Origin of the sequence: Pedobacter suwonensis (assembly GCF_007833675.1) — a bacterium.
In the GTDB taxonomy this organism is placed as follows: domain Bacteria; phylum Bacteroidota; class Bacteroidia; order Sphingobacteriales; family Sphingobacteriaceae; genus Pedobacter; species Pedobacter suwonensis.
Genome location: NZ_CP031708.1, coordinates 2402487 through 2427869 on the forward strand (window position 1 = coordinate 2402487; position 25383 = coordinate 2427869).

Annotated in this window: 21 protein-coding genes and 2 tRNA genes; 9 read left to right on the forward strand and 14 right to left on the reverse strand. The window is 38.6% G+C overall.

The genetic code is table 11. The features are described 5' to 3' along the window. Positions 1-567 precede the first annotated feature (567 nt). The 4 genes from DV942_RS09680 to DV942_RS09695 all read right to left on the reverse strand — a co-directional run bounded on the left by DV942_RS09680 (position 568) and on the right by DV942_RS09695 (position 5730). Positions 568-930 carry a hypothetical protein gene (locus tag DV942_RS09680; protein ID WP_145857138.1) on the reverse strand — a complete coding sequence of 121 codons (363 nt, stop codon included), beginning with the start codon at positions 928-930 and terminating at the stop codon, positions 568-570. A 117-nt stretch (positions 931-1047) separates the two neighbouring features. Then, positions 1048-3495: an outer membrane beta-barrel family protein gene (locus tag DV942_RS09685; protein WP_145857140.1), complete on the reverse strand. Its 2448-nt coding sequence runs from the start codon at positions 3493-3495 to the stop codon at positions 1048-1050. Between the two features lie 142 nt (positions 3496-3637). Then, entirely contained in the window at positions 3638-5380 is a 1743-nt protein-coding gene (locus DV942_RS09690) for a PspC domain-containing protein (protein WP_145857141.1), read from the reverse strand. A 14-nt stretch (positions 5381-5394) separates the two neighbouring features. Then, complete coding sequence (locus DV942_RS09695; protein WP_025145298.1) at positions 5395-5730, reverse strand: PadR family transcriptional regulator; 336 nt, start codon at positions 5728-5730, stop codon at positions 5395-5397. An 893-nt stretch (positions 5731-6623) separates the two neighbouring features. Here DV942_RS09695 and DV942_RS09700 point away from each other — a divergent pair. Then, positions 6624-8078, forward strand: coding sequence for an amino acid permease (locus DV942_RS09700; RefSeq protein WP_145857143.1), 1455 nt, complete (start codon positions 6624-6626; stop codon positions 8076-8078). A gap of 207 nt (positions 8079-8285) precedes the next feature. Continuing rightward, the gene (locus DV942_RS23470) at positions 8286-8450 is read left to right on the forward strand and encodes a hypothetical protein (protein WP_186462461.1); all 165 of its coding nucleotides are present in this window, start codon (positions 8286-8288) and stop codon (positions 8448-8450) included. A gap of 14 nt (positions 8451-8464) precedes the next feature. Here the strand turns inward: DV942_RS23470 and DV942_RS09705 are convergent, their stop codons facing one another. From DV942_RS09705 to DV942_RS09715, 3 genes are all read right to left on the reverse strand, one after another. Next, complete coding sequence (locus tag DV942_RS09705) at positions 8465-9361, reverse strand: NAD(P)/FAD-dependent oxidoreductase (protein ID WP_145857145.1); 897 nt, start codon at positions 9359-9361, stop codon at positions 8465-8467. A gap of 73 nt (positions 9362-9434) precedes the next feature. Beyond that, positions 9435-10061, reverse strand: a complete 627-nt coding sequence (locus DV942_RS09710; RefSeq protein ID WP_145857148.1) for a class I SAM-dependent methyltransferase — start codon at positions 10059-10061, stop codon at positions 9435-9437. Between the two features lie 135 nt (positions 10062-10196). Continuing rightward, positions 10197-11108 carry a UbiA prenyltransferase family protein gene (locus DV942_RS09715; protein ID WP_145857150.1) on the reverse strand — a complete coding sequence of 304 codons (912 nt, stop codon included), beginning with the start codon at positions 11106-11108 and terminating at the stop codon, positions 10197-10199. Positions 11109-11223: 115 nt separating this feature from the next. Between DV942_RS09715 and DV942_RS09720 the strand changes: the two genes are divergently transcribed. Then, positions 11224-11640 (forward strand): VOC family protein, encoded by a 417-nt coding sequence (locus DV942_RS09720; RefSeq protein ID WP_145857152.1) that lies wholly within the window; start codon positions 11224-11226, stop codon positions 11638-11640. 291 nt (positions 11641-11931) lie between these two features. Here the strand turns inward: DV942_RS09720 and DV942_RS09725 are convergent. The 3 genes from DV942_RS09725 to recO form a co-directional block, all read right to left on the reverse strand. Then, positions 11932-12009 (reverse strand) — tRNA-Val (locus DV942_RS09725). 53 nt (positions 12010-12062) lie between these two features. Then, positions 12063-12140 (reverse strand) — tRNA-Val (locus DV942_RS09730). 94 nt (positions 12141-12234) lie between these two features. Beyond that, positions 12235-12960 carry a DNA repair protein RecO gene (gene recO, locus DV942_RS09735; RefSeq protein ID WP_145857154.1) on the reverse strand — a complete coding sequence of 242 codons (726 nt, stop codon included), beginning with the start codon at positions 12958-12960 and terminating at the stop codon, positions 12235-12237. 120 nt (positions 12961-13080) lie between these two features. Here recO and DV942_RS09740 point away from each other — a divergent pair, with 120 nt between their 5' ends. Then, positions 13081-15432, forward strand: coding sequence for an efflux RND transporter permease subunit (locus DV942_RS09740; protein WP_244950870.1), 2352 nt, complete (start codon positions 13081-13083; stop codon positions 15430-15432). 67 nt (positions 15433-15499) lie between these two features. Then, positions 15500-16093, forward strand: coding sequence for a hypothetical protein (locus DV942_RS09745; RefSeq protein WP_145857156.1), 594 nt, complete (start codon positions 15500-15502; stop codon positions 16091-16093). A gap of 33 nt (positions 16094-16126) precedes the next feature. Here DV942_RS09745 and DV942_RS09750 read toward each other — a convergent pair whose 3' ends face one another. Together DV942_RS09750 and DV942_RS09755 are read right to left on the reverse strand one after the other, a co-directional pair. Continuing rightward, positions 16127-16399 carry an isoleucyl-tRNA synthetase gene (locus tag DV942_RS09750; RefSeq protein ID WP_186462462.1) on the reverse strand — a complete coding sequence of 91 codons (273 nt, stop codon included), beginning with the start codon at positions 16397-16399 and terminating at the stop codon, positions 16127-16129. Further along, positions 16396-16584 (reverse strand): hypothetical protein, encoded by a 189-nt coding sequence (locus DV942_RS09755; RefSeq protein WP_090984193.1) that lies wholly within the window; start codon positions 16582-16584, stop codon positions 16396-16398. Before DV942_RS09755 ends, DV942_RS09750 begins: the two co-directional genes overlap by 4 nt. Before the next feature lie 84 nt (positions 16585-16668). On the opposite strand from DV942_RS09755, the gene ileS reads away from it, so the two are divergent. The 4 genes from ileS to DV942_RS09775 all read left to right on the forward strand — a co-directional run bounded on the left by ileS (position 16669) and on the right by DV942_RS09775 (position 21918). Continuing rightward, positions 16669-20070, forward strand: a complete 3402-nt coding sequence (gene ileS / locus DV942_RS09760; RefSeq protein WP_145857158.1) for an isoleucine--tRNA ligase — start codon at positions 16669-16671, stop codon at positions 20068-20070. Between the two features lie 29 nt (positions 20071-20099). Beyond that, on the forward strand, positions 20100-20483 hold the full coding sequence (locus DV942_RS09765) for a TraR/DksA family transcriptional regulator (protein WP_090984197.1): 384 nt from the start codon (positions 20100-20102) through the stop codon (positions 20481-20483). Continuing rightward, positions 20483-21085, forward strand: a complete 603-nt coding sequence (locus DV942_RS09770) for a lipoprotein signal peptidase (protein ID WP_090984198.1) — start codon at positions 20483-20485, stop codon at positions 21083-21085. Before DV942_RS09765 ends, DV942_RS09770 begins: the two co-directional genes overlap by 1 nt. Before the next feature lie 293 nt (positions 21086-21378). Next, positions 21379-21918 (forward strand): DUF4269 domain-containing protein, encoded by a 540-nt coding sequence (locus DV942_RS09775; protein WP_145857160.1) that lies wholly within the window; start codon positions 21379-21381, stop codon positions 21916-21918. Positions 21919-22045: 127 nt separating this feature from the next. Here the strand turns inward: DV942_RS09775 and DV942_RS09780 are convergent, their stop codons facing one another. Both DV942_RS09780 and DV942_RS09785 read right to left on the reverse strand, forming a co-directional pair. Continuing rightward, positions 22046-23458, reverse strand: a complete 1413-nt coding sequence (locus tag DV942_RS09780; protein ID WP_145857162.1) for an MBL fold metallo-hydrolase — start codon at positions 23456-23458, stop codon at positions 22046-22048. Between the two features lie 638 nt (positions 23459-24096). After that, positions 24097-25116 carry an asparaginase gene (locus DV942_RS09785; RefSeq protein ID WP_145857164.1) on the reverse strand — a complete coding sequence of 340 codons (1020 nt, stop codon included), beginning with the start codon at positions 25114-25116 and terminating at the stop codon, positions 24097-24099. Positions 25117-25383: the final 267 nt, after the last annotated feature.

Sequence of the window (25383 nt, forward strand, 5' to 3'; positions counted from 1 at the left end):
TTAGCAATATATAAGCATTAAGGTTCCCGCATGCGCGAGAATGACGACCGCTTTAATTCTGCGCCCATTACCTTAAATCTGCGGGAAAAATATTAAGCAAGCATTCTCCCGCTGATCACACTGATACACGCAGATTTTTCTTCATAAATCGTCAGTCTGAGCGGAGTCGAAGACTAGCTAATGATATACCAGCTGAGCCTTTTCTCTTGTTTAACTTCATCATTAAAAAAAGCAATAGCAATATACAAGCATTAAGGTTCCCGCATGCGCGAGAATGACGACCGCTTTAATTCTGCGCCCATTACCTTAAATCTGAGGAAAAATATTAAGCAAGCATTCTCCCGCTGATCACACTGATACACGCAGATTTTTCTTCATAAATCGTCAGTCTGAGCGGAGTCGAAGACTAGCTAATGATATACCAGCTGAGCCTTTTCTCTTGTTTAACTTCATCATTAAAAAAAGCAATAGCAATATACAAGCATTAAGGTTCCCGCATGCGCGGGAATGACGACCGCTTTAGTTCTGCGCCCATCATCTTAAATCTGCGGGAAATATAAGAATGGGTTACTCCATCAACTTATTTTTAATCCCTTCCGTCAATTTTTTCACTTTCGTATAACCTGCAGCTGTACTATTCCTTTTATCGAAATTGATTTCCAACCAGCCCTCTTTGGCTTTCAGGTTAAACTTATCGCTGCCATTTAAGTTCACTAAAAGATCGATATGCTGATCCAGTGGTAGTTCATTGTTTAAAGCACTGTCCAGGTATTTTTCTAGTTTATCCGTTTTATTTTCGGCGTAATTTGCTTCAAATTTAAAGTCAGATTGGTTGTCTATCGTGCTTACCGATAAATGTCCTTCGCCATTGTGGCAACCAAAACTTAAGGCGACAACTAAAATCGCGATGCTGTAAAAGATATTTTTCATATTGAAATGGTTAACTGGTTAATTGTTTAAATTGGTTAACTGGGGTAAAATCGACTCTGGACTTCGGACTCAAGACTAAGGACTCCAAACTCCCAACTCAAAACTTCCAACTCAAAACTACCCTCCCGCTCTGTTCTTAATATCATCTGTAGCTGTATTTCTAAACCGGGCCGATTTTACATTCTGGTTACCAAAGTTATAGCTGATGCTGAAGTTTGCCCTTCGGCTGGTGTAATGGTTCACCACGTTCATGTTGATGTTCTGATAAACCAGTTTCCCTTCCCAGTGGTTGGTGAGTAAGATATCATCCATATTTAAACGTAGTTTTAGCTTTTTATCAATCAAAGTTTTCTGGATTCCGGCATTTAAAGCGCCCTGATAAATGGTGGTTTGCTCTACGCCCGAAACCCGTGGGGAATTTAGCCATGCACTAATTTCGACACTAAAGTTTTGAGGCAGGGTAAAGGAATGGGAAGTAAAAATATTTACCGCAGCTTTGCCCGCGCTATATGCAGCACCTTCAATATTTCCATCGTTAAATTTGCTGTAGTAAACACTTACGTTATTTTGAATATTCCACCATTTGGTCACCTTGACAGGAACATATAAATCGGCAGAATAATTCTGGAAGCGGCCTAAATTCTGTCGGATTACACTGATTACCCGGGTAGCATCATCCTGTTTACTAATTTGCGTAATCATATCACGGGTATTCGAATAGCTCAGCGAGAAAGATGCCTGTTTGTAACTGTAGCTGATCTGGTAATTATCGGTAAACTGAGGTTTCAGGTAAGGATTTCCCTGATCGACCGCCAAAGGATCCATGTAAAACACAAAAGGATTTAATTGCTGGTAATTCGGACGATCTACTCTTCTGCCATAAGAATAACGGATGTTGTGGTTTTCGCTGATCTTCTGATTAACAAAAACCGTCGGAAAAACAGATAAATAATTCCGGTCTACTTCTTTCTGGTCGGTTACAGAAGTACCATTAGAATGTGTGTGCTCTGCCCTTAAGCCCAGCTGAATCTGCCATACCTTCCATTCTTTAGCGAAACTGCCATAAATGGCGTTGATATTTTCTTTATAGACGAAATTGTTTGATTTACCTATATCATTTTGCCAAACACCAGCGATCAGCTGTTCCGAAATAAAATCATTATTGGTTACAACATAACTGCTTTTTAAACCAGCCTCAACCTTCATCGTTTTAGAAATAGGTAAAGTAAGATCTGTTTTAGCCGCATATATATTAATTTCGGCATCAGTATTATTCCTTAAACTGGTTTGGTTGGTTGGGTTGCCATTTGCATTTAAATAATTGGCTAAAAAGTTTTCATCCTTTTTATTACTGAAACCCGAATAATCTATGTCGAATGTAAGGCTTTTGCCTTTTTTATCGAAATCGTGTTTAATATTAAAATTGGCTGTTAAATTACCCACAGGCGAGCTCGAATTGGCATCCTGTAAAATATAACTCAGATTAGAAGCACCATTTTGTACCGCATTAATATTGGTATTACTAAAGTTGGTCAGCTTGGTATTTACCGTATTGGCATCCAACATTACCCCGAAAACCGTTTTCTCTGAAGCATAATAATCTGCACCTAGTTTCCCCTGGAAACCAATACCTTTATTTTTGCGGTCGAAATTTTGCGTAAGCGAACTGGCCAATCCTTCTGATAAGGTGCTGCGGGTTAAAAACGTATTGTTAAACTGGGCTTTTCGTGCAATGGCTCCATTTCCAAAAATGTTCCATTTGCCCTGCCTGTGGTTTAAGTTCAGGTTTACCCCGGCACGTAATAAATCGCTGGGCGAATCGGGCATAATGCCCTGCCCCGTATTAATAGAAACCGTACCATTGGTACCATAAGCTTTATTGCGTTTAAGTTTGATGTTGATAATTCCGGCATTTCCTGCAGCATCATATTTAGCAGATGGATTGGTGATCAGCTCGATCGTCGCAATCTGATCGCTGCTCATGTTGCTCAACAAAGTAGTAATGTCAGCACCAGAAAGGAAGTTCGATTTTCCGTCGATCATCACCGTTACACCGCTTTTATTGTTCAGTTTAATCTGGTCATTCTGGCGATCGATCTGTACGCCAGGGGCTTTTTCCAAAACCTCTAAAGCGGTACCGCCGGCTGCTGTGATGCTATTCTCTACATTCAGCACCGTTTTATCAATCTGGTGTTCAATAAAAGGTTTCCGGCCCTGAACGCTCACCTCTTTTAATTGTTTGGTTAAGCTCTCCATACTGATTGTTGGCAGATTTAAATCCCCACTAAGTGAAAAATGCCCTGTCTTTTTGCTTTTAAAGCCCACAACCGAAACCGACAAAACATATTCACCGCTTTTTAACTGGTCGATGCTAAACTCACCATCGATATTGGTCGATACACTTTTTATCGAAGTAGTATCCGGATAATTTAATACCCGAACAACAGCAAACGACACGGGAACCGTCTTTTCATCCACAATTTTCCCGGTAAGTTTATTTAATTTTTGGGCAAAAGAAGCCCCGCACACCATCAGGCATGCCATTAGCGTAAATAATGTTTTCATGGTTTCTTTTTTTAGGCGTTATATTTAACGTAGATAAAATCAGTGTTATCAGGTTTTTCACAGCAACTTAATCGTCTTTCCCGCGCAGGCGGGCATCTTAATGCCAATGGTATGGGAACGATCAGGTTTAGCTGGGCCAGGATTATTGTTCAGGCTCAATCCCCAACTCTTCTTTAACCTCTTTAATCCGGTTCGAAACAGAATCCTGGTAAATCGTATCCGTAGGATTGTTCTTTTTCAACAGTTCCAGATCAAATAGTTCCCCTTTTAACTTTTGTTTCTTCAGGGCTTCCTCCTTTAATTTGGCAACGCATTTCAAACCATCATCCGTCATAATCCATATACTCGAATCGTTATGGTCGTTCTCGTTGTCGTTACATTCCCAGGTCCAGTAATTATTAATGTAACGGTATGCATCCTGCTTTAAAATCACTCTGGTTCCTACCGGAATTTCCAGGTTTAACCTTACTTCCTGGTTTCTCCAAATGGTGCCTTTCCTCAATTGAAACCGTGGACTAAAAATCAGTTCCGAATCTTTCATCACATAACTGTAGCTGATATTCTGTGCATTCTGCAGGGCACTTTGGAAGGTTTTGCCCTGCGATTCATACTTCTGTGTTAACCGGGCAGCATTGGTTTCGCTTTTGTTGATATCAATACGGATATGGTTTGGCGACACAAAAGGTCCGTCTTCAAAATCATCAACCACAATCTGGTGGCGGTTATTTGCATCAATGTGATAGGCCACACTATCTTCTTTGCTGAAATATTTACTTTTATCAATATTGATGGTATAAACCGGATAAGCTTTCAGATCAGTAGTTTGTGTTAATTCTGCATGTTGCTTAAACTCGGATGATATTTTAGCTGCCTGATAACCCGTTACCGCTACACCAGCCAACCAGATAATCAACAGCGCGAAAGAAAGTGTTTTATTAATGGCCTGTTTGTTAAAAGCTACTCTGATGGAGAATAACACCAAAGCCAAAACCGGTACAAAGCAAACAATAAATGCACCAAATAAAATAATGCCTCTATTGCTTTCATTAACAATGGAGAATGGGAAATATTCATAAATGCTTGCATCCCAAAAACCCTGGAATGCAGCTGTACCAATAATTAGCGCTAGTAAAAACAATATCCCAAACACCACAATAAACCCGGCAATTACTTTAAAAATTACCTTTCCGGTACCTGAGATAAAACGGCCAAGCCATTCGAAAAACTCACCTATGAAAATTCCAAAACGCGCAAATAAAGGCTGTGCATGTTTATTTACTTCAGTTAAACGCTCTTTAACCGCCTGCAGTTCTTCATCCAGGTTTTTCTGAAATCCCTGAAGATTGGCAGGTTCGCCTTTCATTTCCATTTTTTCTACCCGTGATTTTGCTTTTGGCATAATGATCCAAAGCAGGGCATATACCAGTATGCCAAATCCACCAACAAAACTGATCAGCAAAGTAGCCAGCCTGATCCATTTCGGATCAGCGTTTACAAAATGTGCAATACCTGCACAAACACCTGCAACTACACGGTCGTCCATATCGCGGTAAAGTTTTTTCTCTACATACTGGTGTTGGTAGGTATTGTTAATCACAGGTTCTTCCTCACCTTCTTCTACCGTATCAAAATCCTGTACCCTGCCCATTTGTGCAATCACCGAATTTACATTGGCCGAGTCTACCACTTGTTTTTTCTGTTCTTCCAATTGCTCGGTTAACAGTTCGGCAATCCGGTTTTCGATGTCCGTTACAATTTCGAGGTCATCGGCATGGTTGGCAAAATATTGTTTTACTTCGTTCAGGTAGGCTTTTAAGAGCTCGTAAGCACTTTCTTCAATATGAATAATCGTGTTTCCTATATTAATGATGATGGTCTTTTCCATTTCTTTTTAACTAATTATGAATTGGCTCCTTTTTGTGAAATACCTACAGCATAAGCCAGCTCCTGCCAGGTTTGATCTAATTGTGATAAAATGCCCCGACCATCTTCGGTTAAGGTATAATATTTACGCGGTGGGCCTGAGGTAGACTCTACCCAGTTGTAGCTTAACAAACCGTTGTTTTTAAGCCTGGTTAATAATGGATATAATGTGCCCTCAACCACCAGCAGCTTTGCCGACCTTAACTCGGCAATAATATCCGAAGCATAAATTTCGCCCCGTGAGATGATTGATAAAACACAGTATTCCAGAATTCCCTTCCGCATTTGCGTTTGCGTATTTTCTGCTATCATATAACAAAGATATATGTTTTATATACTACCATGCAATACATAGTACTAAAATAAATCAAAATAAATACATAAAACATTGATTATCAGTTAAATATTTTTAAATAAAATTTTGTGCTTTAGGAATAATTCATTATTAGCTGCTAATTTTTTGATGTTTTTTAGAAAAGCAAGACCTTGTAATGCTTCGGTTTTTGTAGTCCTGCTATCACCTATAGTCCCGATTTAGATAGTTCTTAAATACAAACATTTACTTAAATCGGGAGCTATTTGGTTCTATCAGGTTTAGGCAATAAGGGGCCGCCATTTAGAAGAAAAATTAACCAATTAAAGAAAGGGAATATCTTAATTGATTATGCTTTTCCATCCAGCTAGGCCAAAGTATTGCCTCACCGTTCTACACCGATCCGGCCTAACAAATTTTTCGGTTAGCACTGAAAAAGCCTTATCACATACTTTAAAAGAAAAATTTTCAGCCGGCAGTTTTTGTTTTTTCATGTTTCTTTATGTTTTTAATGGCATTCAAGCTAGCTTCGCTGGTCTTTTTGCTGCCAAAAAGAAAGAAGCCCGTCCGGCTAGGACAAGATGAAGTTTTAGTACAGAGTTTTTTTTGAAAAGCAATGCCTTGTAATACTTAGGATCCTGCAGTCCTGCTATTGCCCATAGCCCCGATTAAATAGATCTTAAATACAAAACACTTGCCTAAATCGGGGGCTATCTGGCGCTATCAGGTTTAGGCACAAAGGTAGCCGCTACAAGCCATTGCCCTAAACTTATGAAGCTCTTCCTGCCCACTACTCCTTGTAAATTCATAAGTTAATACGAAGTACAAATACCACATAAATACTATAGAGTTAATATATTTTAATAATTTTGCAAAGTCTTAACTTATTTTCATGAAGAAATCTATTGCCAGCATTGTTGCCGAGGCAAACGAAAGTGGCGAAGGAACGCTTAAAAGAACCTTAGGCCCAATAAACCTGATTTTAATTGGTGTTGGATTAACACTTGGCGCTGGTTTATTTTCCATTACGGGTTTGGCAGCGGCCAATCATTCTGGTCCGGCGGTAACCCTATCTTTTGTCATTGCAGCTTTAGGTTGCGGTTTTGCGGCACTTTGTTACGCAGAATTTGCCTCTATGATTCCAGTTGCCGGGAGTGCATATACCTATTCTTACGCGACCATGGGCGAGCTTTTCGCCTGGATTATCGGCTGGGATCTCGTATTGGAATACTCTGTAGGTTGTGCTACTGTAGCCATCAGCTGGTCGCAGTATTTAACCAGGTTTTTAGCCAGCTTACACATTTACCTTCCGCCCCAGTTAACCCTATCTCCTTTCGAAACCGCTAAACTGGCAGATGGTTCTGCTGTTCACGGCATCATTAACATCCCCGCAGCGCTGGTAGTGGTATTAATGACGGCCATACTGATCCGAGGCACCAAAGGCTCGGCCATTGTGAATGGTATTATTGTGTTTCTTAAAGTAGGTGTGGTATTGGTTTTTATCGCTTTAGGCTGGCAATATATCGATCCCGCAAATTATCATCCATACATCCCCGAAAATACCGGAACATTCGGTCAGTTTGGATGGAGCGGTGTATTACGCGGTGCAGGTTTAGTATTTTTTGTATTCATCGGTTTTGATGCCGTTGCCGCCTCTGCACAGGAAACCAAAAATCCGGCAAGGGATCTACCGATCGGTATTATTGGCTCTTTGGTGGTTTGTACGGTTTTGTTTGGATTGTTCGGTCATGTCATGACAGGATTGGCCAATTACAAAGAATTTACGAATAGTGGCGCACCGGTAGCCATAGCCATCGAAAAAACACCTTATGCCTGGTTAAGTCAGGCCATTATTTTAGCCATCCTGATTGGCTACACCTCCGTAATCCTGATTGATTTAATGGCACAGTCGCGGATGTTTTACTCCATCAGTAAAGATGGATTGTTACCAAAAATGTTTTCTGATGTGCATTCAAAATTTAAAACGCCATATAAGTCGAACATTATCCTTTGTTTATTTATTGGTCTTTTTGCGGCATTTATTCCCATGAATGTGGTGGGCGAAATGACCAGTATCGGTACCTTGCTGGCCTTTTTAATGGTATGTGTAGGTATCCTGATTTTAAGAAAAACAAACCCTGAAGCTAAACGACCGTTTAAGGTTCCTTTAGTGCCGTTGATCCCAATCTTGGGTATTTTAACCTGCATTGCCATGATGGCATTTTTACCCTGGGAAACCTGGTTAAGGCTTGCCGTTTGGCTGGTAATGGGCTTAGCCATTTACTTCGGCTATGGTAAAAAGAACAGTAAATTAAACACAGCAGAAAAACAAGCGGAAGCCCAGTAATCAACATTTACTATACAGATAGGCTAATCGGGTTGTATGGAATATCCAACAGCACGATTGCCCTTTTTCAATCACACGTTCGTAATTACAACCGTATAAATATCAATTCATTATCAAAAAATATTAGTTATCCACAATTTAACATTTTTCTTAAATATTGGCCTGGGATTTGTCCTAATAAAATCGACCCTATTAAAACATCATCCCATGATTATTAAATTAGACACATCGATTTTCAGGCTTTCGAGGCATAAAGCTGAAACCATAAAAAAAGTTGCCGCACCACTTACCAGAGATCAATGGATCACTGCTGATAGGATCGTAATGGCAGCAATGTTTATCATCACGATTATTGGTGCCATCTTATTTTAATTTCAGATGATTGATCAAAAATCTTCAGAAATCAATTCTTTATTAATCATCACTGCAGCTATTGTTCCGGCAGCTGTAATGAAAGACAACGACCTGAATAAGGTTGTACAATCTCCTGCGGCATAAACGCCTTCGGCAGTGGTTTGCTGCTGCTCATTCACTTTTATTGTTTTCAGCTCCGTTAACTCAAACCCCAATTGCTCGTTAAAATTTACATGCTGCTCTATTTCAGGTTTAACATATATTGCCTTAAAGTTTAATCTTTCCCCATTTTTAAAAACAACATTTTCTAGCTGACCGTTTTGGTGTTCCAGTTCAACAAGCTCGTCTTCTAAAATGGTAATCGATTTAGATTTCAGCTTTTCGGTCTGTTCTACATTTAATTCTGATTTTCCATTGGTTAAAATAGCTAGATCCTTATTCCAGAGGTGAAGGTTTTTGGCCATTTCGAAGGCATGCTCACCATTCATTAACAAGCCTATTTTTTCATTTTTCACCTCGTAACCATGGCAATAAGGACAATGTATTGCAGAAATGGCCCAACATGCTGCCATTCCTTTAATATCTGGCAGTACATCTTTTAAACCTGTGGCCAGTAATATTTTCCGGGCCGTAAAACTTCCGGTATTTTCTACTTTAATGCTAAAACCTTTATCTATCCGCTCAGCTGAAATAGCTTTTCCTTCCAAAAACCTCACAGTTGGATATTTTAACACCTCTTCTTTTGCTGCTCTGGCAATATCCGCAGGCCGATCACCATCGTGTGTTAAAAAATTATGCGAATGCGGAGTCTGCCTATTGCAAGGTTTACCGGCATCGATCACCAGAACATTACGGGTTGAACGGCCCAGGGTTAATGCTGCAGACAAACCTGCATAGCTGCCGCCAATTATAATTACATCAAAATCCATATCCTTATCTTTTAAAACAAAGATCCGAATTCAAATTACAAATGCAACACAGATGCATTAAATCAATGTCATTTTATTTTTTGTAAATCATTGCCTTTATAAATCCCCTGTAGTAAAAGCGTTGTTCTACAATTTGGTAACCCATATTAAAAAAATACCGGTGCATGTTAATTAGTTGATTAGCCTCTACAATTCCAAGTGATTTAAAAAAGCTGTACATTGATCTAAGCAGTAACCATTTCCACCAGTTTCCATTGCTTTTATCAAGCGAAAAATCGACCAGAAACCATTGTCCGCCGCCCTTCAAATAAGAATTCAATTGCCCAAATACCTTTGCTGCTTTTTCTTCAGCAAAATTATCGAAAAGGAATGGCGTTAAAATTACATCAAATAATACATCATTCTTAAAATCTTCAATGCCAATATTCACAAATTCGACCTGATTGTTTTTACAATCTCGCTTTTGCGAAAGTGCCAGCATTTTTCCTGAGATTTCTACATAAACCAGCTTCAGACCACTTGGATATATTTTGGCAATTTCTTCCAAAATCCACCCTGTTCCGCCACCTACAATTAAAATTGAACTATTTTTTGGGATATATTGAAGTTGATTAACCTGAGCATTAACCTGCGATTTAAAAAACACCAAACGGCTTAAGGTATCGTAATGATTGGCTATTTTATCGTAGTTGTTGTTCATTTTTTATAGTAGTATCAAGTATGGAGAATCAAGTATCAAGATAAATTTCTCGGTTGTAAATACGTTTTAGTCTTTCTGCTTTAGTCTTTAAGCTTTAGCCTTTCCGCTTTAGTCTTTCTGCTTTAGTCTTTCTGCTTAATAAACAAACTGCATTCCGATTATCCCACATATCGCTTTAAATAAAATCAGCCCATCAATCACCATCAGGTAGTAGAGGATGTTTTTCCTTTTGTGCATGGAATAAGCGATATAAATCGTCAAAACAAATGGCAGAACATTGAACAGAACCTGCGGTACCCCAAAACCTTTGTAACTGGCAAATATGCCCAGCGAAATTAAGCCGATAATTAACAGCGGAATCAAAATATTAAAAATGGTCCTTCGCAAACCATAACGTACCACAAACGTGCGCAGGTGTTTGTTCGCATCGGTAGGATAATCTTTGATATCGAAAATAATGGCATTTACGGTGCAGAACATCCAGTTTTTTACAAATAACCAGGTCCACAATACCGAATCGTGATAGCCCACCCCTGTTTCAATTTTAAGCATAATTAAAGGCAGCACATTGGCACAACAGGCCCAAACAAAACCGATAACGAAAGCTTTAAACCAGCCAGTATTACGCAAATTGAACTTAATAAAGGATTTGGGGAGTAAGCCGTAATATAAAACACCTGCGATGATAATAACGACTATGGCTATCCAATAACTAATCGGGAGCGCCAGAATATGCTGAAAGTTTTGGTACAGCAGATTAATGGCCAATAGCATGCAACTGATAAAAAGCACAGCTTGACTCCAGTTAATAAAAGTTTTATGTTTAAAATACCACTGATTACGCGGATTGGTAGTAGAGGGTGCCGTAGAAACTTTATTATAAGCGTAGGTATAATAAATAGTCGGTGCCAAAAATAGCAACAGGTAATAATTGAGGGAGTTAAATGGAAGTTTTAACTGCAAGGTGGCTTCCAGCGTAAGGGCTACTGCCAAAATCCCAACAAAGTAGTTTCCAAAGAAAATAAACCTGATGATTTTACCGAGCATTTAAATATGTTTTTCGTCAGCAATTTCGGATATATTATTGAATATGGTAAATAATAAAGTTGATTTTCTGCTATCTTAGGGTTAGAAAGAAATTAACAATAAAATCAACAATAAGATGGAGGATACAAAAAACTCAAAATCAGCTAATGATGCCACACCAAAGGTGACGGGAATTGGCGGTATTTTCTTTTTTTCAGACAATCCGAAGGAAACTAAAGATTGGTATGCCAAAAATTTAGGAGTCGAAATCAACGCCTGGGGTGCTGTGAGTTTTGATTCGCGAAATATCGATAACCCCGACGAAGTGGAGTCACTTCAATGGAGCCCATTTAAAAAAGGTGATGAATATTTTGCTCCTTCGAAAAAGGAATTCATGATTAATTACCGTGTACAAAATCTAGAGGCACTATTGGAAAAACTCAAAGAAAATGGTGTAACCATACTGGATGAACTTGCCACTTATGACTATGGAAAATTTATCCATATTATGGATGCAGAAGGTAATAAGATTGAGTTATGGGAACCTAGTTAAATCTCGAGTTGGCGTCATTTCGAGCGGAGTGCAACGCAGTCGAGAAATCTAACTAAATAGATCTCTCCATTTCGCTGCGCTACAGTCGAGATGACGGCCGAACTAGTGGATCCTGTCAATAGTAGCACAGCGAAAGATCTTTATGAAATAAACTATCATCGTTTAAAATATTTGATGTTAATCGAATCCTTTTAGATATACGTTAAGAATAACAATTTACTTCAAATGAAAGATTCTTCACTGCGTTCAGAATGACAGCATAAAAAAAGCCTTCCAGTTCCCTGAAAGGCTTGGTGGGAAATGAGGGGTTCGAACCCCCGACCCCCTCGGTGTAAACGAGGTGCTCTGAACCAGCTGAGCTAATTTCCCTTTTGTATATATGTCAAATCTGATAAAAAAACTCTCCGTTATCTTGAAAGTTTTGGTGGGAAATGAGGGGTTCGAACCCCCGACCCCCTCGGTGTAAACGAGGTGCTCTGAACCAGCTGAGCTAATTTCCCTTATTTTTTTTGTCAAACTTAATGTCCCACTCTCCGTTTGGGAATGCAAATATAGCGCTATAAAACTGTTCTGCAAATCTTTTTTTCTTTTTTTTCAACTCAACAAAGTTTCGAGGATTTTATGCGACTGCACCACCCCGAAAGAGGCTGTATGTAAGGTATAGAAAACCAATATCTTATCTAATAAAAACCGGCGCTGGGTATTGCTTAACTTTATTTCAGAAATTTTTTCCAGTGGCGAATTAAACAGTGAAATGAAACCAATAGCATCATCCAGTTGCAGATAATTGGAATGAATAGGCAGGCGTGAAGTAAACGCTCCTTCCTGCAGATCAAAATAAATCTGATCACTCCTTCTTTTCTCATTGGGAGAAAAACCTAAAAACCGGGTAAGTTTCAATAAAAAGGACAGATGAAAGTTTGGGTTAATCTCTCCAATTTCATCAAACCAGGCGATCGAATTAAAAATATAATCGAATAAACTCTCATCAGCCGATTGCTGCCTAATGCTTTTATACAGTACCTCATTTAAAAATATAACGATGCTGGTTTTTATCATGTCATATGGAATACTTCTGAAAACCGGCGTCTGCCTGATTTCAGCAACCCTTTGCATATTGGTATTTGCTTTATGATAAACTACCATATCCAACAAATGGAGCGATTGCAGCATATTCATTTTAATCTTTGCATTTGGCTTTTTAACACCATTGATGAGATAAGACTGCATACCAAATTTATCGGTCAGCACCTGCACCACTACACTGCTTTCACTGTAGTTTGTAGTCTTTAAAACAATGCCCCTAACCTTGTGCAACATCCGCTTAAAACAATTTTTTCAAAAGTATGTTATTTGTGCAAATTTAATTGTGCGAAAACTAATTCCATTTTATAAATAAGATTAGTTTTGCCTTTAATATTATTAAAAACTAAGCTGCACATGTGGGTTAAGCTATCGAGATTTATTCTTCAGAATCGTATCGCAATCATCGTATTTTTTGTATTAGGAACAATTTTCATGGCTTACCAGGCCAAAAATGTAAAACTCTCTTACACCGGGAGTAAAATCCTACCTGTTACCGATAGCGCTTTCATCAAATATAATGCCTTTAAAAAAACTTTCGGAGAAGACGGAAGTGTAATGGTAGTCGGCATACAATCACCTGATATTTTTAAAAAAGAAGTTTACAACCAATGGGTCCAGCTTTCTAATGATATACAAAAATTAAAAGGCATTAAACAGGTTTTATCTTCAGGAAGAATTTTCCAACTGGAAAAAGATACTGTGAACCAAAAATTTGTATTGAAACCATTACCCGGTGGCCTGGTGAAAACGGATGCAGAGATGGATTCCATCAAAAATGCCATTTACGGTAATCCTTTTTTTGAAGGACTGGTTTATAACCGTCAGAATGCCACATTAATGGCTATCACTTTTGATACTAAAATCTTAAATACAGCAGAACGTAACCCCATTTTAAAAGAGATTGAGGCTAAAGCCAAAGCTTTTCAAACAGCAACAAAAATCAAGGTTCATATATCGGGCTTACCTTATATCCGCACGGCAGTAAGTAAACTCGTGAGCAACGAATTTGTATTGTTCCTGGGCTTATCCATCCTGGTTTCAGCCTTAATTTTATTGTTTTTCTTTAAAAAATTCTACGCGGTATTCTTCCCTATTTTAGTGGTAGTGATGGGTGTAATCTGGAGTATCGGCACATTGGTTTTATTTGGTTTTGAATTAACCATTTTAACCGGATTGATTCCGCCTCTGATCGTAATTATCGGCATTCCAAACAGTATTTTATTGCTAAACAAATACCAGAATGAACTGCGCAAACATGGCGATAAGCAAAAAGCTTTAAGCATTACCATAGAGCGGATTGCCATTACTACACTGATTGCCAACATTACCGCAGCTATCGGATTTGGTGTTTTGTATTTTACCGGAAGTGAGCTACTGATGCAATTTGGCAGTGTAGCCTCTATCAATGTGATGGTTACCTGGTTAATGTGCCTGTGTTTAATCCCGATTATCTTTAGCTATTTACCTGCACCAAAACTTAAAGCACAAAACCATGTTGAAGAAGGTTTTTTACATAAACTACTGGTTAAAACTGACACACTTGTTCAAAATAAAAGCGGATTAATCTATATCGGAACGATTATCATATCAATTATTGCTTTTATCGGAGTGATTAAAATCAACGTTAACGGATATGTGGTTGATGACCTGCCTAAAAACTCTGAAATTTTAACAGACTTAAAGTTCTTCGAGAAGAATTTTGAGGGCATTTTACCATTGGAAGTAAGTGTAGATACCAAGAAAAAGAATGGCGTTTTCAATTTAACCAACCTTAAAAGAATGGAAAAACTGGAAAAAATGATTTCCGCTTATCCGGAGTTTTCGCGCTCTATTTCGGTAAACATGGGCTTGAAATATGCGACCCAGGCTTTTTACAATAACGATTCAACTTTTTTCCGTTTACCGGATAATTTAGAAAAGAATTTTATTTTAGCATACATCGCCAACGGCGGTAAAGGAAACGCAAGTCTGTTAACCAACTTTATCAGTAAAGGAAATCAGAGCACCAGAATCAGTTTTCAAATGGCTGATGTAGGTTCGAAACGTTTAGACGCCATTATGGCCGAATTAAAACCACGTATCGACAGCATTTTACCTCCATCTAAATTTGATGTCGAATTGACCGGATCAAGTATTATCTTTTCGAAAGGCACGGATTATATGTTAAGGCATTTGGTCGAGAGTATTGCACTTGCCATTGTGCTAATATCGCTTTTAAGGCTGGCGCAGTTTAAGAGCCTGGGCATTATGTTTATTTCTCTGCTTCCGAACATTGTTCCTTTAATTATTACCGCAGGGATTATGGGTTATTTCGGCATTTCGTTAAAACCATCAACCATTTTAATTTTTACCATAGCTTTTGGTCTGGCGTCCGATCAGACGATTTATTTCCTTACACGTTATCAGCAGGAATTAAACCTGACCAACTTTAGCGTACCACAAGTGATTACGGATACCATTACTGAAACAGGCGTAAGTATGACACATATTGCCCTGATCTTATTCTTCGGCTTCGGAATTTTTACGGCTTCTACCTTCGGAGGTACGGTGGTGCTGGGTTTACTCTTATCGATAACTTTATTGGTAGCCTTAATTTTCAACCTAACTTTATTGCCAGCACTGGTATTGTGGCTAGATAAAAAGAAAGTAAGAAAAGTGATATCAGATGAGGAGTCGGCAAGAAATGCCGGTGAGTTTGATCATTAGGCATCGTTTTAATCCTATAAGGTTTTGAAAACCTTATAGGATTGTTATATTTATAAAAAAAATTGCCATGAAATATTTCGATAAATTTCATCCCGACAATTTTTACCATATTTATAACCATGCTGTAGGAGAAGAGAATCTGTTTAGGAAACACGATAACTTTATTTTCTTCCTGAACAGATATGATAAATATATATCCCCTATTGCTAAAACATTTAGCTATTGTTTAATGCCTAATCATTTTCATTTACTGATTCAAATAAGAAATGAAAAAGTAATTAGACTGTTGGCAAAAAATGATAATGATGAATTCGATTTCCATAAATTTATTATGCAGCAACTCAGCAATTTTTTAAATAGCTATGCAAAGGCATTTAATAAACAATGCAATAGAAGAGGAGCTTTATTTTTAGATTTTACTAGGAGAAAAGAAGTTAGCAATGAATCTTATTTCTGCAAATTAATAAATTATATTCATCAAAATCCTGTTCATCATGGTTTTTGCAAAACACCATCAGAATGGGACTATTCTTCTTATAATTCAATAATCACTATCAATAAAAGCTCCAAGCTGGAACGAAATGCTGTTTTTGACTGGTTCGGAGGCATTGAAGAGTTTATGGAATTTCATCGAAATGAAAAATCTATCCTAGACCTATAAGGTTTTAAAAACCTTATAGGTCTGTTGTGTTGATTATTCTGTTGCAGGTTTTTCCTCCTCTTCATCAACCGGAACCTCAACAGTCGGATCGGTAATGATTTCGGCATTGCCATCTTTATCTTTTTTGGCGAATAAAATCGGGTAAAGCAGCCAAAGTGCACCAATCATAACGAGTACACCCGCCAGCATTTGAAAATAGATGCTTCCTTTTACCTCGTTTGCATCTAAAATTTTATAAGCGATAAAAGAAAGCAGCCCTGCAGCAATTACAAAAACGGCCTTCTGCAATTTTAATAGCTTAATCATCGGGTCTTTCTTTTTAGTGTTACCATATGAACTAAAACAAAAATAAGTCCAATAAGTTCGAGCAGGCCGCAGAAATAAAAAGCATAAAGTACAAAATCCCGGTCAGAAGGGCTTACTACCACAATAATTGGCAAAACAATTACGGCAACAATCATTAAGGTAAGCCCGATATTAAATAATTTCACGTTAAAAGTATTTACATCAAAACTACCAAAATTCAGCCAATTCTGTTAACTTTGCAACCTTTAATTTTTTGAGGTATTTGATTGATGTATAGCGAATTTAAACAACTGGAACTTGCCAAAATAGGGCAGGAAATATTAGATTTTTGGAAAAAAGAAAACATCTTTGAAAAAAGCATTTCTTCGCGTCCTAAATCTAATCCGTTTACTTTTTACGAAGGCCCACCCTCTGCCAATGGCATGCCAGGGATTCACCATGTAATGGCGCGCGCAATTAAGGATATTTTTTGCCGCTATAAAACTTTAAAAGGTTATCAGGTTAAGCGTAAAGGTGGTTGGGACACACATGGTCTTCCGATTGAACTGGCTGTGGAGAAAAAACTGGGCATTACCAAAGAAGATATCGGTAAAAAAATCAGTGTAGATGAATATAACGAAGCCTGCCGTACGGAGGTAATGCGTTACACGGATGTTTGGAACGACCTGACCGAGAAAATGGGCTACTGGGTTGACCTTGAAAATCCATACATCACTTACGAAAATGAATACATCGAAACCCTTTGGTGGATCTTAAAACAGCTTTACGACAAAGGATTTTTATATAAAGGTTATACCGTTCAACCTTATTCGCCTGCGGCGGGTACAGGCTTAAGTTCGCACGAACTGAACCAGCCAGGTACTTATAAGGATGTAAGCGATACCACTATTGTGGCGCAGTTTAAAACTATCGAGTCTACCTTACCCGAGGCATTAAAAGGTTTTGGTACGGTTCACTTTTTAGCCTGGACAACCACCCCGTGGACATTGCCAAGTAACACGGCATTAACCGTAGGACCGAAGATCGATTATGTACTGGTTAAAACATTTAATCAGTATACTTTTGAACCGATCCAGGTGGTACTGGCGAAAGCCCTGGTAGGCAAACAATTTTCGGGCAAATATTTCTTAGCTGAAGGCGACGACGCTTTTGTAAACTATAAAGCTGAAGATAAAAAAATACCATATACGGTTTTAGCAGAATTTGTAGGTGCAGATTTAGTAGGGATTAAATACGAACAGTTATTACCTTATGCACTGCCTTACCAAAATCCTGAAAATGCTTTCAGGGTAATTTCCGGCGACTTCGTAACTACCGAAGATGGTACCGGTATCGTACACACTGCACCTACATTTGGTGCGGATGATGCCCGGGTAGCTAAACTGGCTACACCTGAAGTACCGCCAATGCTCGTTTTGGATGAAAAAGGCAATGCCGTTCCACTGGTTGATCTGCAAGGTAAATTTATTGCATCATTAGGCGGAAACTATGGTGGCAAATACGTTAAAAACGAATATTATAAAGATGGTGAAGCGCCTGAAAAATCAGTTGACGTAGAAATCGCCATCCAGTTAAAAGAAGAGAATAAAGCCTTTAAGGTTGAGAAATACGTGCACACCTATCCACATTGCTGGAGAACCGATAAACCGGTTTTATACTATCCATTAGACAGCTGGTTTATCAAAACCACTGCCGTTAAGGATAAAATGGTGGAATTAAACAAAGGAATCAACTGGAAACCGGAATCGACCGGAACAGGCCGTTTCGGTAACTGGCTGGAAAACCTCGTCGACTGGAACTTATCGCGTTCGCGTTATTGGGGAACACCATTGCCGATCTGGCGCACAGCTGATGGCACAGAGGAGAAATGTATCGGTTCTATCGCTGATTTAAACGCCGAGATTGCAAAATCGATAGAAGCTGGCTTTATGCCGGCAGGTTTCGAACTGAAGGATATGCACCGTCCTTATGTTGATGATGTGATTTTAACTTCATCAAAAGGCGAAAAAATGACCCGCGAAACTGACCTGATCGACGTTTGGTTTGATAGCGGCGCCATGCCTTATGCACAATGGCACTTCCCTTTTGAAAACAAGGAAGAGTTTGAAAATGCTTATGCGGCTGATTTTATCGCAGAAGGTGTAGACCAAACGAGAGGCTGGTTCTTTACCTTACATGCCATTGCGGTAATGTTAAGCGAAGCCAGCGATGACATTAAAGCGGTAAATGCAAAAGTGGGTAACCCCGGGGTAGCCTTTAAAAATGTTGTCTCAAACGGTTTGGTATTGGATAAAAACGGTAACAAAATGTCTAAACGCCTGGGCAATGCCGTTGATCCGTTCAGCACCATCGAAACTTACAGTGCCGATGCTACCCGCTGGTACATGATCAGCAATGCATCTCCATGGGATAACCTTAAATTTAGTTTGGAAGGTTTAGATGAAGTGCGCCGTAAATTCTTTGGAACACTTTACAATACCTACGCTTTCTTTGCCCTGTATGCCAATATCGATAAATTCGAAATCGACAAAAACACCTTAAGCAAAGTTGAAGACAGGACTGAATTAGACCGCTGGATCTTGTCGTTATTACAAAACCTGATCAGCGAAGTTGATGAGAGCTACAATACTTATGAGCCAACCAAAGCTACCCGCGCCATCCAGACTTTTGTTGATGAACATTTAAGTAACTGGTACATCAGGTTAAGCCGCCGCCGTTTCTGGAAGGGCGAAATGACTGATGATAAACGCGCTGCTTACGAAACACTTTACACCTGTTTAGAAACCCTGGCCCAGTTAATGAGTCCTGTAGCACCTTTCTTTGCCGATTGGTTATACAGAAACTTAACCGTTACCGATGCCCATGCAGAAGAATCGGTTCACTTAACCTTATGGAAAGAAGCTGATCCAGGTTTAACAGATAATGCGCTGAATGAAAGAATGGTTTATGCACAGGATATCTCTTCGATGGTTTTATCGTTGCGTAAAAAATCAGGTATTAATGTTCGCCAGCCGTTGGAGAAAATTCTGATCCCTTCTCTAAATGGTGATTTTGAAAAAAAGATTTCTAGAGTTGCCGATTATATCCTTTCGGAAACCAATGTGAAACATATTGAATTCATCACCGATACACATGGCATCGTAAAGAAAAAGCTGAAACCAAACTTTAAATCGCTGGGTAAAAAAGTGGGTAAGGATATGAGCATCGTAAAGGAAGCTTTAGAGAACATGACGCAGGATGATATCCAACGTTTGGAAGTTGATGGCTACATCAACGTTTTCGGCACCAACAACATTCAACATGCCATTGACCTGAATGATGATGTTGAGGTTTTTGCTGAAGATATTCCGGGATGGCAGGTAACCAATATAGGCAGTTTAACCGTTGCTTTGGATGTAACCATTTCTGAAGCGCTTAAACAGGAAGGTATTTCGCGCGAATTGGTTAACAGAATCCAGAACTTACGAAAAGAATTAAACTTTGAAGTAACTGACAGGATTAAAGTTTCATTACAAAATGATAATCTGGTAGCCAGCGCAGTTGCTAAAAACAAGGATTACATTTGTGCCGAAATATTAGCCAATGAATTTGAATTGACAGATGCTGTAAATAATGCAAACAAAATCGTGATTGATGATGTTGAGTTAAGCATTTCAGTAACTAAAATATAAATCCATATATTAGAAAATTAGAAAAGAACATGGAAAACAGCAACAAAACACGCTACTCAGACAGTGAATTACAGGAGTTTAAAGAATTAATTCAAGATAAATTACGCATGGCAAAAGAGGAACTTAATGCTTTAACGGCATCTTTAAGTAATCCTAACGCCAATGGAACAGAAGATACTTCAGGCGCTTACAAAACGTTAGAAGACGGTTCTGCAACAATGGAGAAAGAGCAGATCAATCAATTGGCTGCCCGTCAGAAAAAATTTATCGATAATCTGGAGAACGCGTTGGTACGTATCGAGAACAAAACTTATGGTATTTGCCGCGAAACGGGTAAATTAATCCAAAAAGAACGTTTACGTGCTGTTCCTCATGCTACTTTAAGCATGGAAGCTAAATTAAAGCAGAGTTAATGAAAGGCTATACAAAACCTTTAATTGTAATCTTTTTGGTTTTACTGGCCGATCAACTGGTTAAAACCTGGGTTAAAACGCATATGTACCTTGGACAGGAGTTCCATATTATTGGTAAATGGTTTATTATTCATTTTACCGAAAATAATGGAATGGCCTTTGGAATGGAGTTCGGTGGCGAATTTGGTAAACTAGCCTTATCGCTTTTCCGTATTGCTGCTGTAGCAGGAATTGGTTATGGCCTGCACTATCTGATCAAGCATAAATATCACCGCGGTTTAATTCTAAACGTCGCTTTGATTTTTTCCGGCGCCTTAGGAAACATTATCGATTCAGTTTTTTATGGCAAGATTTATGGATATGAAACCTGGTTTCATGGCCGTGTGGTTGATATGTTCTACTTCCCGATTGCCGAAGGTCATTTCCCTACCTGGTTTCCAATTTGGGGAGGCGAAGAATTTGTTTTTTTCAGACCCGTTTTTAATCTTGCAGACGCTGCAATTTCAGTTGGGGTAATCTTAATCCTTATCTTTCAGAAAAGCTACTTTAAAGAAGATGTAAAGGATGATGTAAGCTTAAACAGTGAAATTGTTGAAGATTAATATTCCAACGGACAAAATTTAGATAAATCGAAGCCTGTCTCAACCATGAGACAGGCTTTTTTTTATGAAGTTCCATCATCTCGAGAGGAACGGGTTCCCATCTATACATAGCGTTCAGAAGGGGCCTACTGATTAAATCATGGTAAAGAGTGTCCGGCTCACTTTTTGCTGAGTTAACAACTCAAATCCATTCAATAATCCGTAGAGACAATGCGCTTAACTGTAAGGATAGCGTTAACCATTCTAAGATTCCTTAAATTTATGTTTATTAACTTGACAATAATTCGATTCAAATGATCAACTTTCTTAACATTTCCTATCTACAATTCGGAAATAAGAAGCAAAAGACAGCCTATCAAATTTTAGCCGCTAATAAAATTTTAGAAAAACTTGCACTATATCAACCTATTTTAGTCGGCACCATACCCATTAATATAGACATTGAAAGCAGCGATCTTGACATCATCTGTTGTATCCAGGATAAAACCGCTTTTATCAAAATGTTGACCAATCATTTCCAAAACGAAAAAGGCTTTAAAATCACTGAAAACCCGACCTTGCAATCCATCAATGTCAGTTTCTTTTTGGGTGGCTTTGAAGTTGAAATTTTTGGTCAGCCTATACCAACAATAAAGCAAAATGCCTATCGCCATATGTTAATTGAATATCGATTACTTCTGGAAAAAGGAGAGGAATTCAGGCAGGAGATTATAGCCCTAAAAAAACAAGGTTATAAAACCGAACCAGCCTTTGCCAAATTATTGGGAATTGAGAAAAATGCTTATGAGGAATTGCTGAAATTAGATTTTAAAGGAATAAAACATGATATATAGTGGTAATTGATATTACAAAAACATCAATATAAAATCATCCCGATTGGATAATTATCAAAAGAATACCATTTGGGCATAAGTATTATAGAATAAGTACGTTACGCTCAAAATAACAATCTTGTCGCTATTACACCTTCATTGCTTTACTCGGACAGCTGAAATCTGTTCTTTTTAAACCGGTATTTTTTATTGCACCATAACCACCGGCCACATCTATCACATTTTCTACTCCACGCGACTTTAAAATGGAAGCAGCAATCATCGAGCGGTAACCACCTGCACAGTGAACGTAATAGGTAGCTTTAGGATCGATCTCGCCAGTCCAGTCGTTAATAAAATCCAACGGACGGCTCAGGGTAAATTCCAGGTGTTCGGCTTCATACTCACCTGGCTTACGTACATCGAGTGCAGTGATTTCATCATTTGAGGCGGCTGCTTCAAAAGCATCAGCAGAAATTGTTTCAATCGTATCTATTTCTTTTCCCGCATCTATCCATCTTTCGAAACTTCCATCCAGATATCCAATCGTATTGTCATAACCAACCCGGGTTAAACGCGTAATCGTTTCCTGCTCTTTCCCCTGGTCGGTAATCAATAAAATCGGCTGTTGTAAATCGCTAATCAACGCCCCAACCCAAGGCGCAAACTGTCCGTTTAAACCGATATTGATCGAATTTGGAATAAAGCCTTTTGCAAAAACCTGCGGATCACGTGTATCCAGCATAACGGCACCCGTTTGATTCGCCAGATCCTCAAATTGTTGGGGAGTTAGTGCATTCAATCCCTTTTCGTAAATATCATCAATACTTTCTACTCCGCCTTTATTAATGGCAGCATTTTTAGCAAAATATTGTGGTGGAGGCAAAATACCCTCCGTTACTTCGGCAATAAACTGTTCTTTCGTTTCCGCCTTTAAGGCGTAATTTACTTGTTTCTGGTGACCTAAAGTATCAAAAGTTTCTTTACTCATGCTCTTGCCACAGGCCGAGCCGGCACCATGGGCAGGATAAACAATTACATCATCAGCTAGTGGCTTTATCTTTTCATTTAACGAATCATAAAGCATCCCGGCTAAATCATTCATTGTTAAATTACCTTTCTGTGCTAAATCCGGACGGCCGACATCACCAATAAACAGGGTATCGCCACTAAAAATGCAATGGTCTTTACCGTTTTCATCAGTTAAAAGATAAGTGGTCGATTCTAAGGTATGCCCTGGTGTGTGTAACGCAGTAATGGTTAGGTTTCCGACTTTAAATTGCTCACCATCTTTGGCAATATGCGCTTTAAATTCGGTTTTTGCAGTTGGCCCGTAAATAATTTCAGCACCCGATTTTTCGGCCAAATCTACATGACCCGAAACAAAATCTGCATGAAAATGCGTTTCGAAAATATATTTAATGGTAGCGCCCGCTCTTTCTGCTTTCTTTAGATATGTTCCAACTTCTCTTAAAGGATCTACTATTGCAGCTTCGCCTTCACTCTCAATGTAATAAGCAGCTTCTGCCAGGCAACCTGTATATATTTGTTCTATTTTCATGTTTCTTCGTGACGTCACCCTGAATTTATTTCAGGGTCTTACCAGAAAGATGCTGAAACAAGTTCAACACGACGATCTATTATAGCAAAAATAGGGCTAAATAGTGATAACCGAAATGATGTTGCTCATAATTGCAGAAGTTTTACTTATTTTGGTGCGTGATACAGCTTATCTGGATATTAAATTTAGTAATGCTAAATCTTAATCGTTTTATTTGAAAACGAACGTTTTGTTGTTTATGGCCAGTAAAGCCCTGCCATTCGCTTAGTCCCGATAAAAAAATCAGGAGCTGCCGCTGCTGTCAGGTTTATAACCGAAAGGCCTGTTCCTTACATCACGTTAAATACTGCACTTTGGTAAATTTAGTCAATTGCACTTATCCTTTGTCTCTAAACCCGATCGAATCGAGATGCCAATTCTTCATCGGCAGAAGCGTGAGCGGGACTGAAAACCTCCAAAAGAGCGCAAACTGCTCATTTCCTTAAAAAAATGTTATAAACGCTGGAGACGTTAATCCTTCGTCAGCTATTTCCGCAACGATTCACTTCGTTGGTTGAGATTTGCAATCCCGACCTTACTAGTTTTAAAGATTTAAAATCGTTAGTTCAAGAGACGGGATTACAAATCCCGACTAGCATTTAATCCTTTGTCAGCTCCCCTCTTAATGATTCATCCATCAGTTTACGGCTTTCTTCTACCGTTAAGCCCAGGCCCATTACGAACATCAGTTTGGTAACCGTAGCCTCAAAAGTTAAATCGTAACCACTTACAATGCCCATTTTCAACAATTCCCTGCTGGTTTCGTAGCGACCTAACTGCACAGAGCCTTTTTTACATTGGGAAATATCAATAATAATTTTCCCGTTTAAAATGGCCTGTCGCAAACTATCTAAAAACCATCGCGCAGTAGAGGTATTGCCTGAACCAAAAGTTTCTAAAATAATGGCATCTACTTTAGAATCGGTAATAGCCTGAACCGCTTGTGGTGTAATTCCAGGGTATAATTTCAGCACGCCAATGTTAGCATTAAAATTGGCATGAAGTTTTAACTTGCCGCCGGTAGCTTTTAAAATATAATTTCTGTGAAACTGCAAATGTACCCCAGCCTCTGCCAGTACAGGATAATTGGGTGATCGGAAAGCCTCAAATTTTTCGCTATTGTATTTTATAGAACGGTTGCCCCTGAATAATTGTGCATCAAAATAAATACAAACTTCAGGAAAAAGTGCTTTGCCATCTTCTTTAGTTGCGGCAATCTCTAAAGCAGTAATCAGGTTCTCTTTCGCATCGGTCCTGATTTCGCCAATTGGCAGCTGAGACCCGGTCAAAACAACAGGTTTATCCAGATTCTCGAGCATAAAACTTAGTGCAGAAGCAGTAAAGGCCATGGTATCTGATCCGTGCAGGATCACAAAGCCATCATACTGATCATATTTGTTATAAACCAGTTCTGCAAGGGTTTTCCATATTTCAGGATCCATATTTGATGAATCCAAAACCGGATTAAAGGAATGTACATCTAAATGATAATCCAAACGGCTCAGTTCTGGAACGTTTTCTTTGATCTGCTCGAAATCAAACGGAACCAACATTCCGTTTGTAGGGTCGTTAACCATACCAATGGTGCCACCGGTATAGATAATAAGTATTTTGGTCATTTGGTTTAGTGAAGGTTGCTCATCACAAAGAAACTAAAAATTTAGAAATGATCCCGCTATATTTTTAAATTAGCAATAAATAACAATATTAAGGATATTAAATTATCAATTTTACAATTTTAACATCAGTAATTACATAATTTATTATTCAAGAACGACATCATCTTGAGAACAGATCTCTTTCATTACGCTGCACTTCAATCGAAATGATAGCCAGTTTAGCCTTGATTAGGACTCTCAACTAAACCTAAACTCCAAAAATCTCTT

Coding starts and splice junctions, on each gene's coding strand:
- DV942_RS09680 (WP_145857138.1), bottom strand. CDS start 930: ATGAAAAATATCTTTTACAGCATCGCGATTTTAGTTGTCGCCTTAAGT.
- DV942_RS09685 (WP_145857140.1), bottom strand. CDS start 3,495: ATGAAAACATTATTTACGCTAATGGCATGCCTGATGGTGTGCGGGGCT.
- DV942_RS09690 (WP_145857141.1), bottom strand. CDS start 5,380: ATGGAAAAGACCATCATCATTAATATAGGAAACACGATTATTCATATT.
- DV942_RS09695 (WP_025145298.1), bottom strand. CDS start 5,730: ATGATAGCAGAAAATACGCAAACGCAAATGCGGAAGGGAATTCTGGAA.
- DV942_RS09700 (WP_145857143.1), top strand. CDS start 6,624: ATGAAGAAATCTATTGCCAGCATTGTTGCCGAGGCAAACGAAAGTGGC.
- DV942_RS23470 (WP_186462461.1), top strand. CDS start 8,286: ATGATTATTAAATTAGACACATCGATTTTCAGGCTTTCGAGGCATAAA.
- DV942_RS09705 (WP_145857145.1), bottom strand. CDS start 9,361: ATGGATTTTGATGTAATTATAATTGGCGGCAGCTATGCAGGTTTGTCT.
- DV942_RS09710 (WP_145857148.1), bottom strand. CDS start 10,061: ATGAACAACAACTACGATAAAATAGCCAATCATTACGATACCTTAAGC.
- DV942_RS09715 (WP_145857150.1), bottom strand. CDS start 11,108: ATGCTCGGTAAAATCATCAGGTTTATTTTCTTTGGAAACTACTTTGTT.
- DV942_RS09720 (WP_145857152.1), top strand. CDS start 11,224: ATGGAGGATACAAAAAACTCAAAATCAGCTAATGATGCCACACCAAAG.
- recO (WP_145857154.1), bottom strand. CDS start 12,960: ATGTTGCACAAGGTTAGGGGCATTGTTTTAAAGACTACAAACTACAGT.
- DV942_RS09740 (WP_244950870.1), top strand. CDS start 13,081: ATGTGGGTTAAGCTATCGAGATTTATTCTTCAGAATCGTATCGCAATC.
- DV942_RS09745 (WP_145857156.1), top strand. CDS start 15,500: ATGAAATATTTCGATAAATTTCATCCCGACAATTTTTACCATATTTAT.
- DV942_RS09750 (WP_186462462.1), bottom strand. CDS start 16,399: ATGATTAAGCTATTAAAATTGCAGAAGGCCGTTTTTGTAATTGCTGCA.
- ileS (WP_145857158.1), top strand. CDS start 16,669: ATGTATAGCGAATTTAAACAACTGGAACTTGCCAAAATAGGGCAGGAA.
- DV942_RS09765 (WP_090984197.1), top strand. CDS start 20,100: ATGGAAAACAGCAACAAAACACGCTACTCAGACAGTGAATTACAGGAG.
- DV942_RS09770 (WP_090984198.1), top strand. CDS start 20,483: ATGAAAGGCTATACAAAACCTTTAATTGTAATCTTTTTGGTTTTACTG.
- DV942_RS09775 (WP_145857160.1), top strand. CDS start 21,379: ATGATCAACTTTCTTAACATTTCCTATCTACAATTCGGAAATAAGAAG.
- DV942_RS09780 (WP_145857162.1), bottom strand. CDS start 23,458: ATGAAAATAGAACAAATATATACAGGTTGCCTGGCAGAAGCTGCTTAT.
- DV942_RS09785 (WP_145857164.1), bottom strand. CDS start 25,116: ATGACCAAAATACTTATTATCTATACCGGTGGCACCATTGGTATGGTT.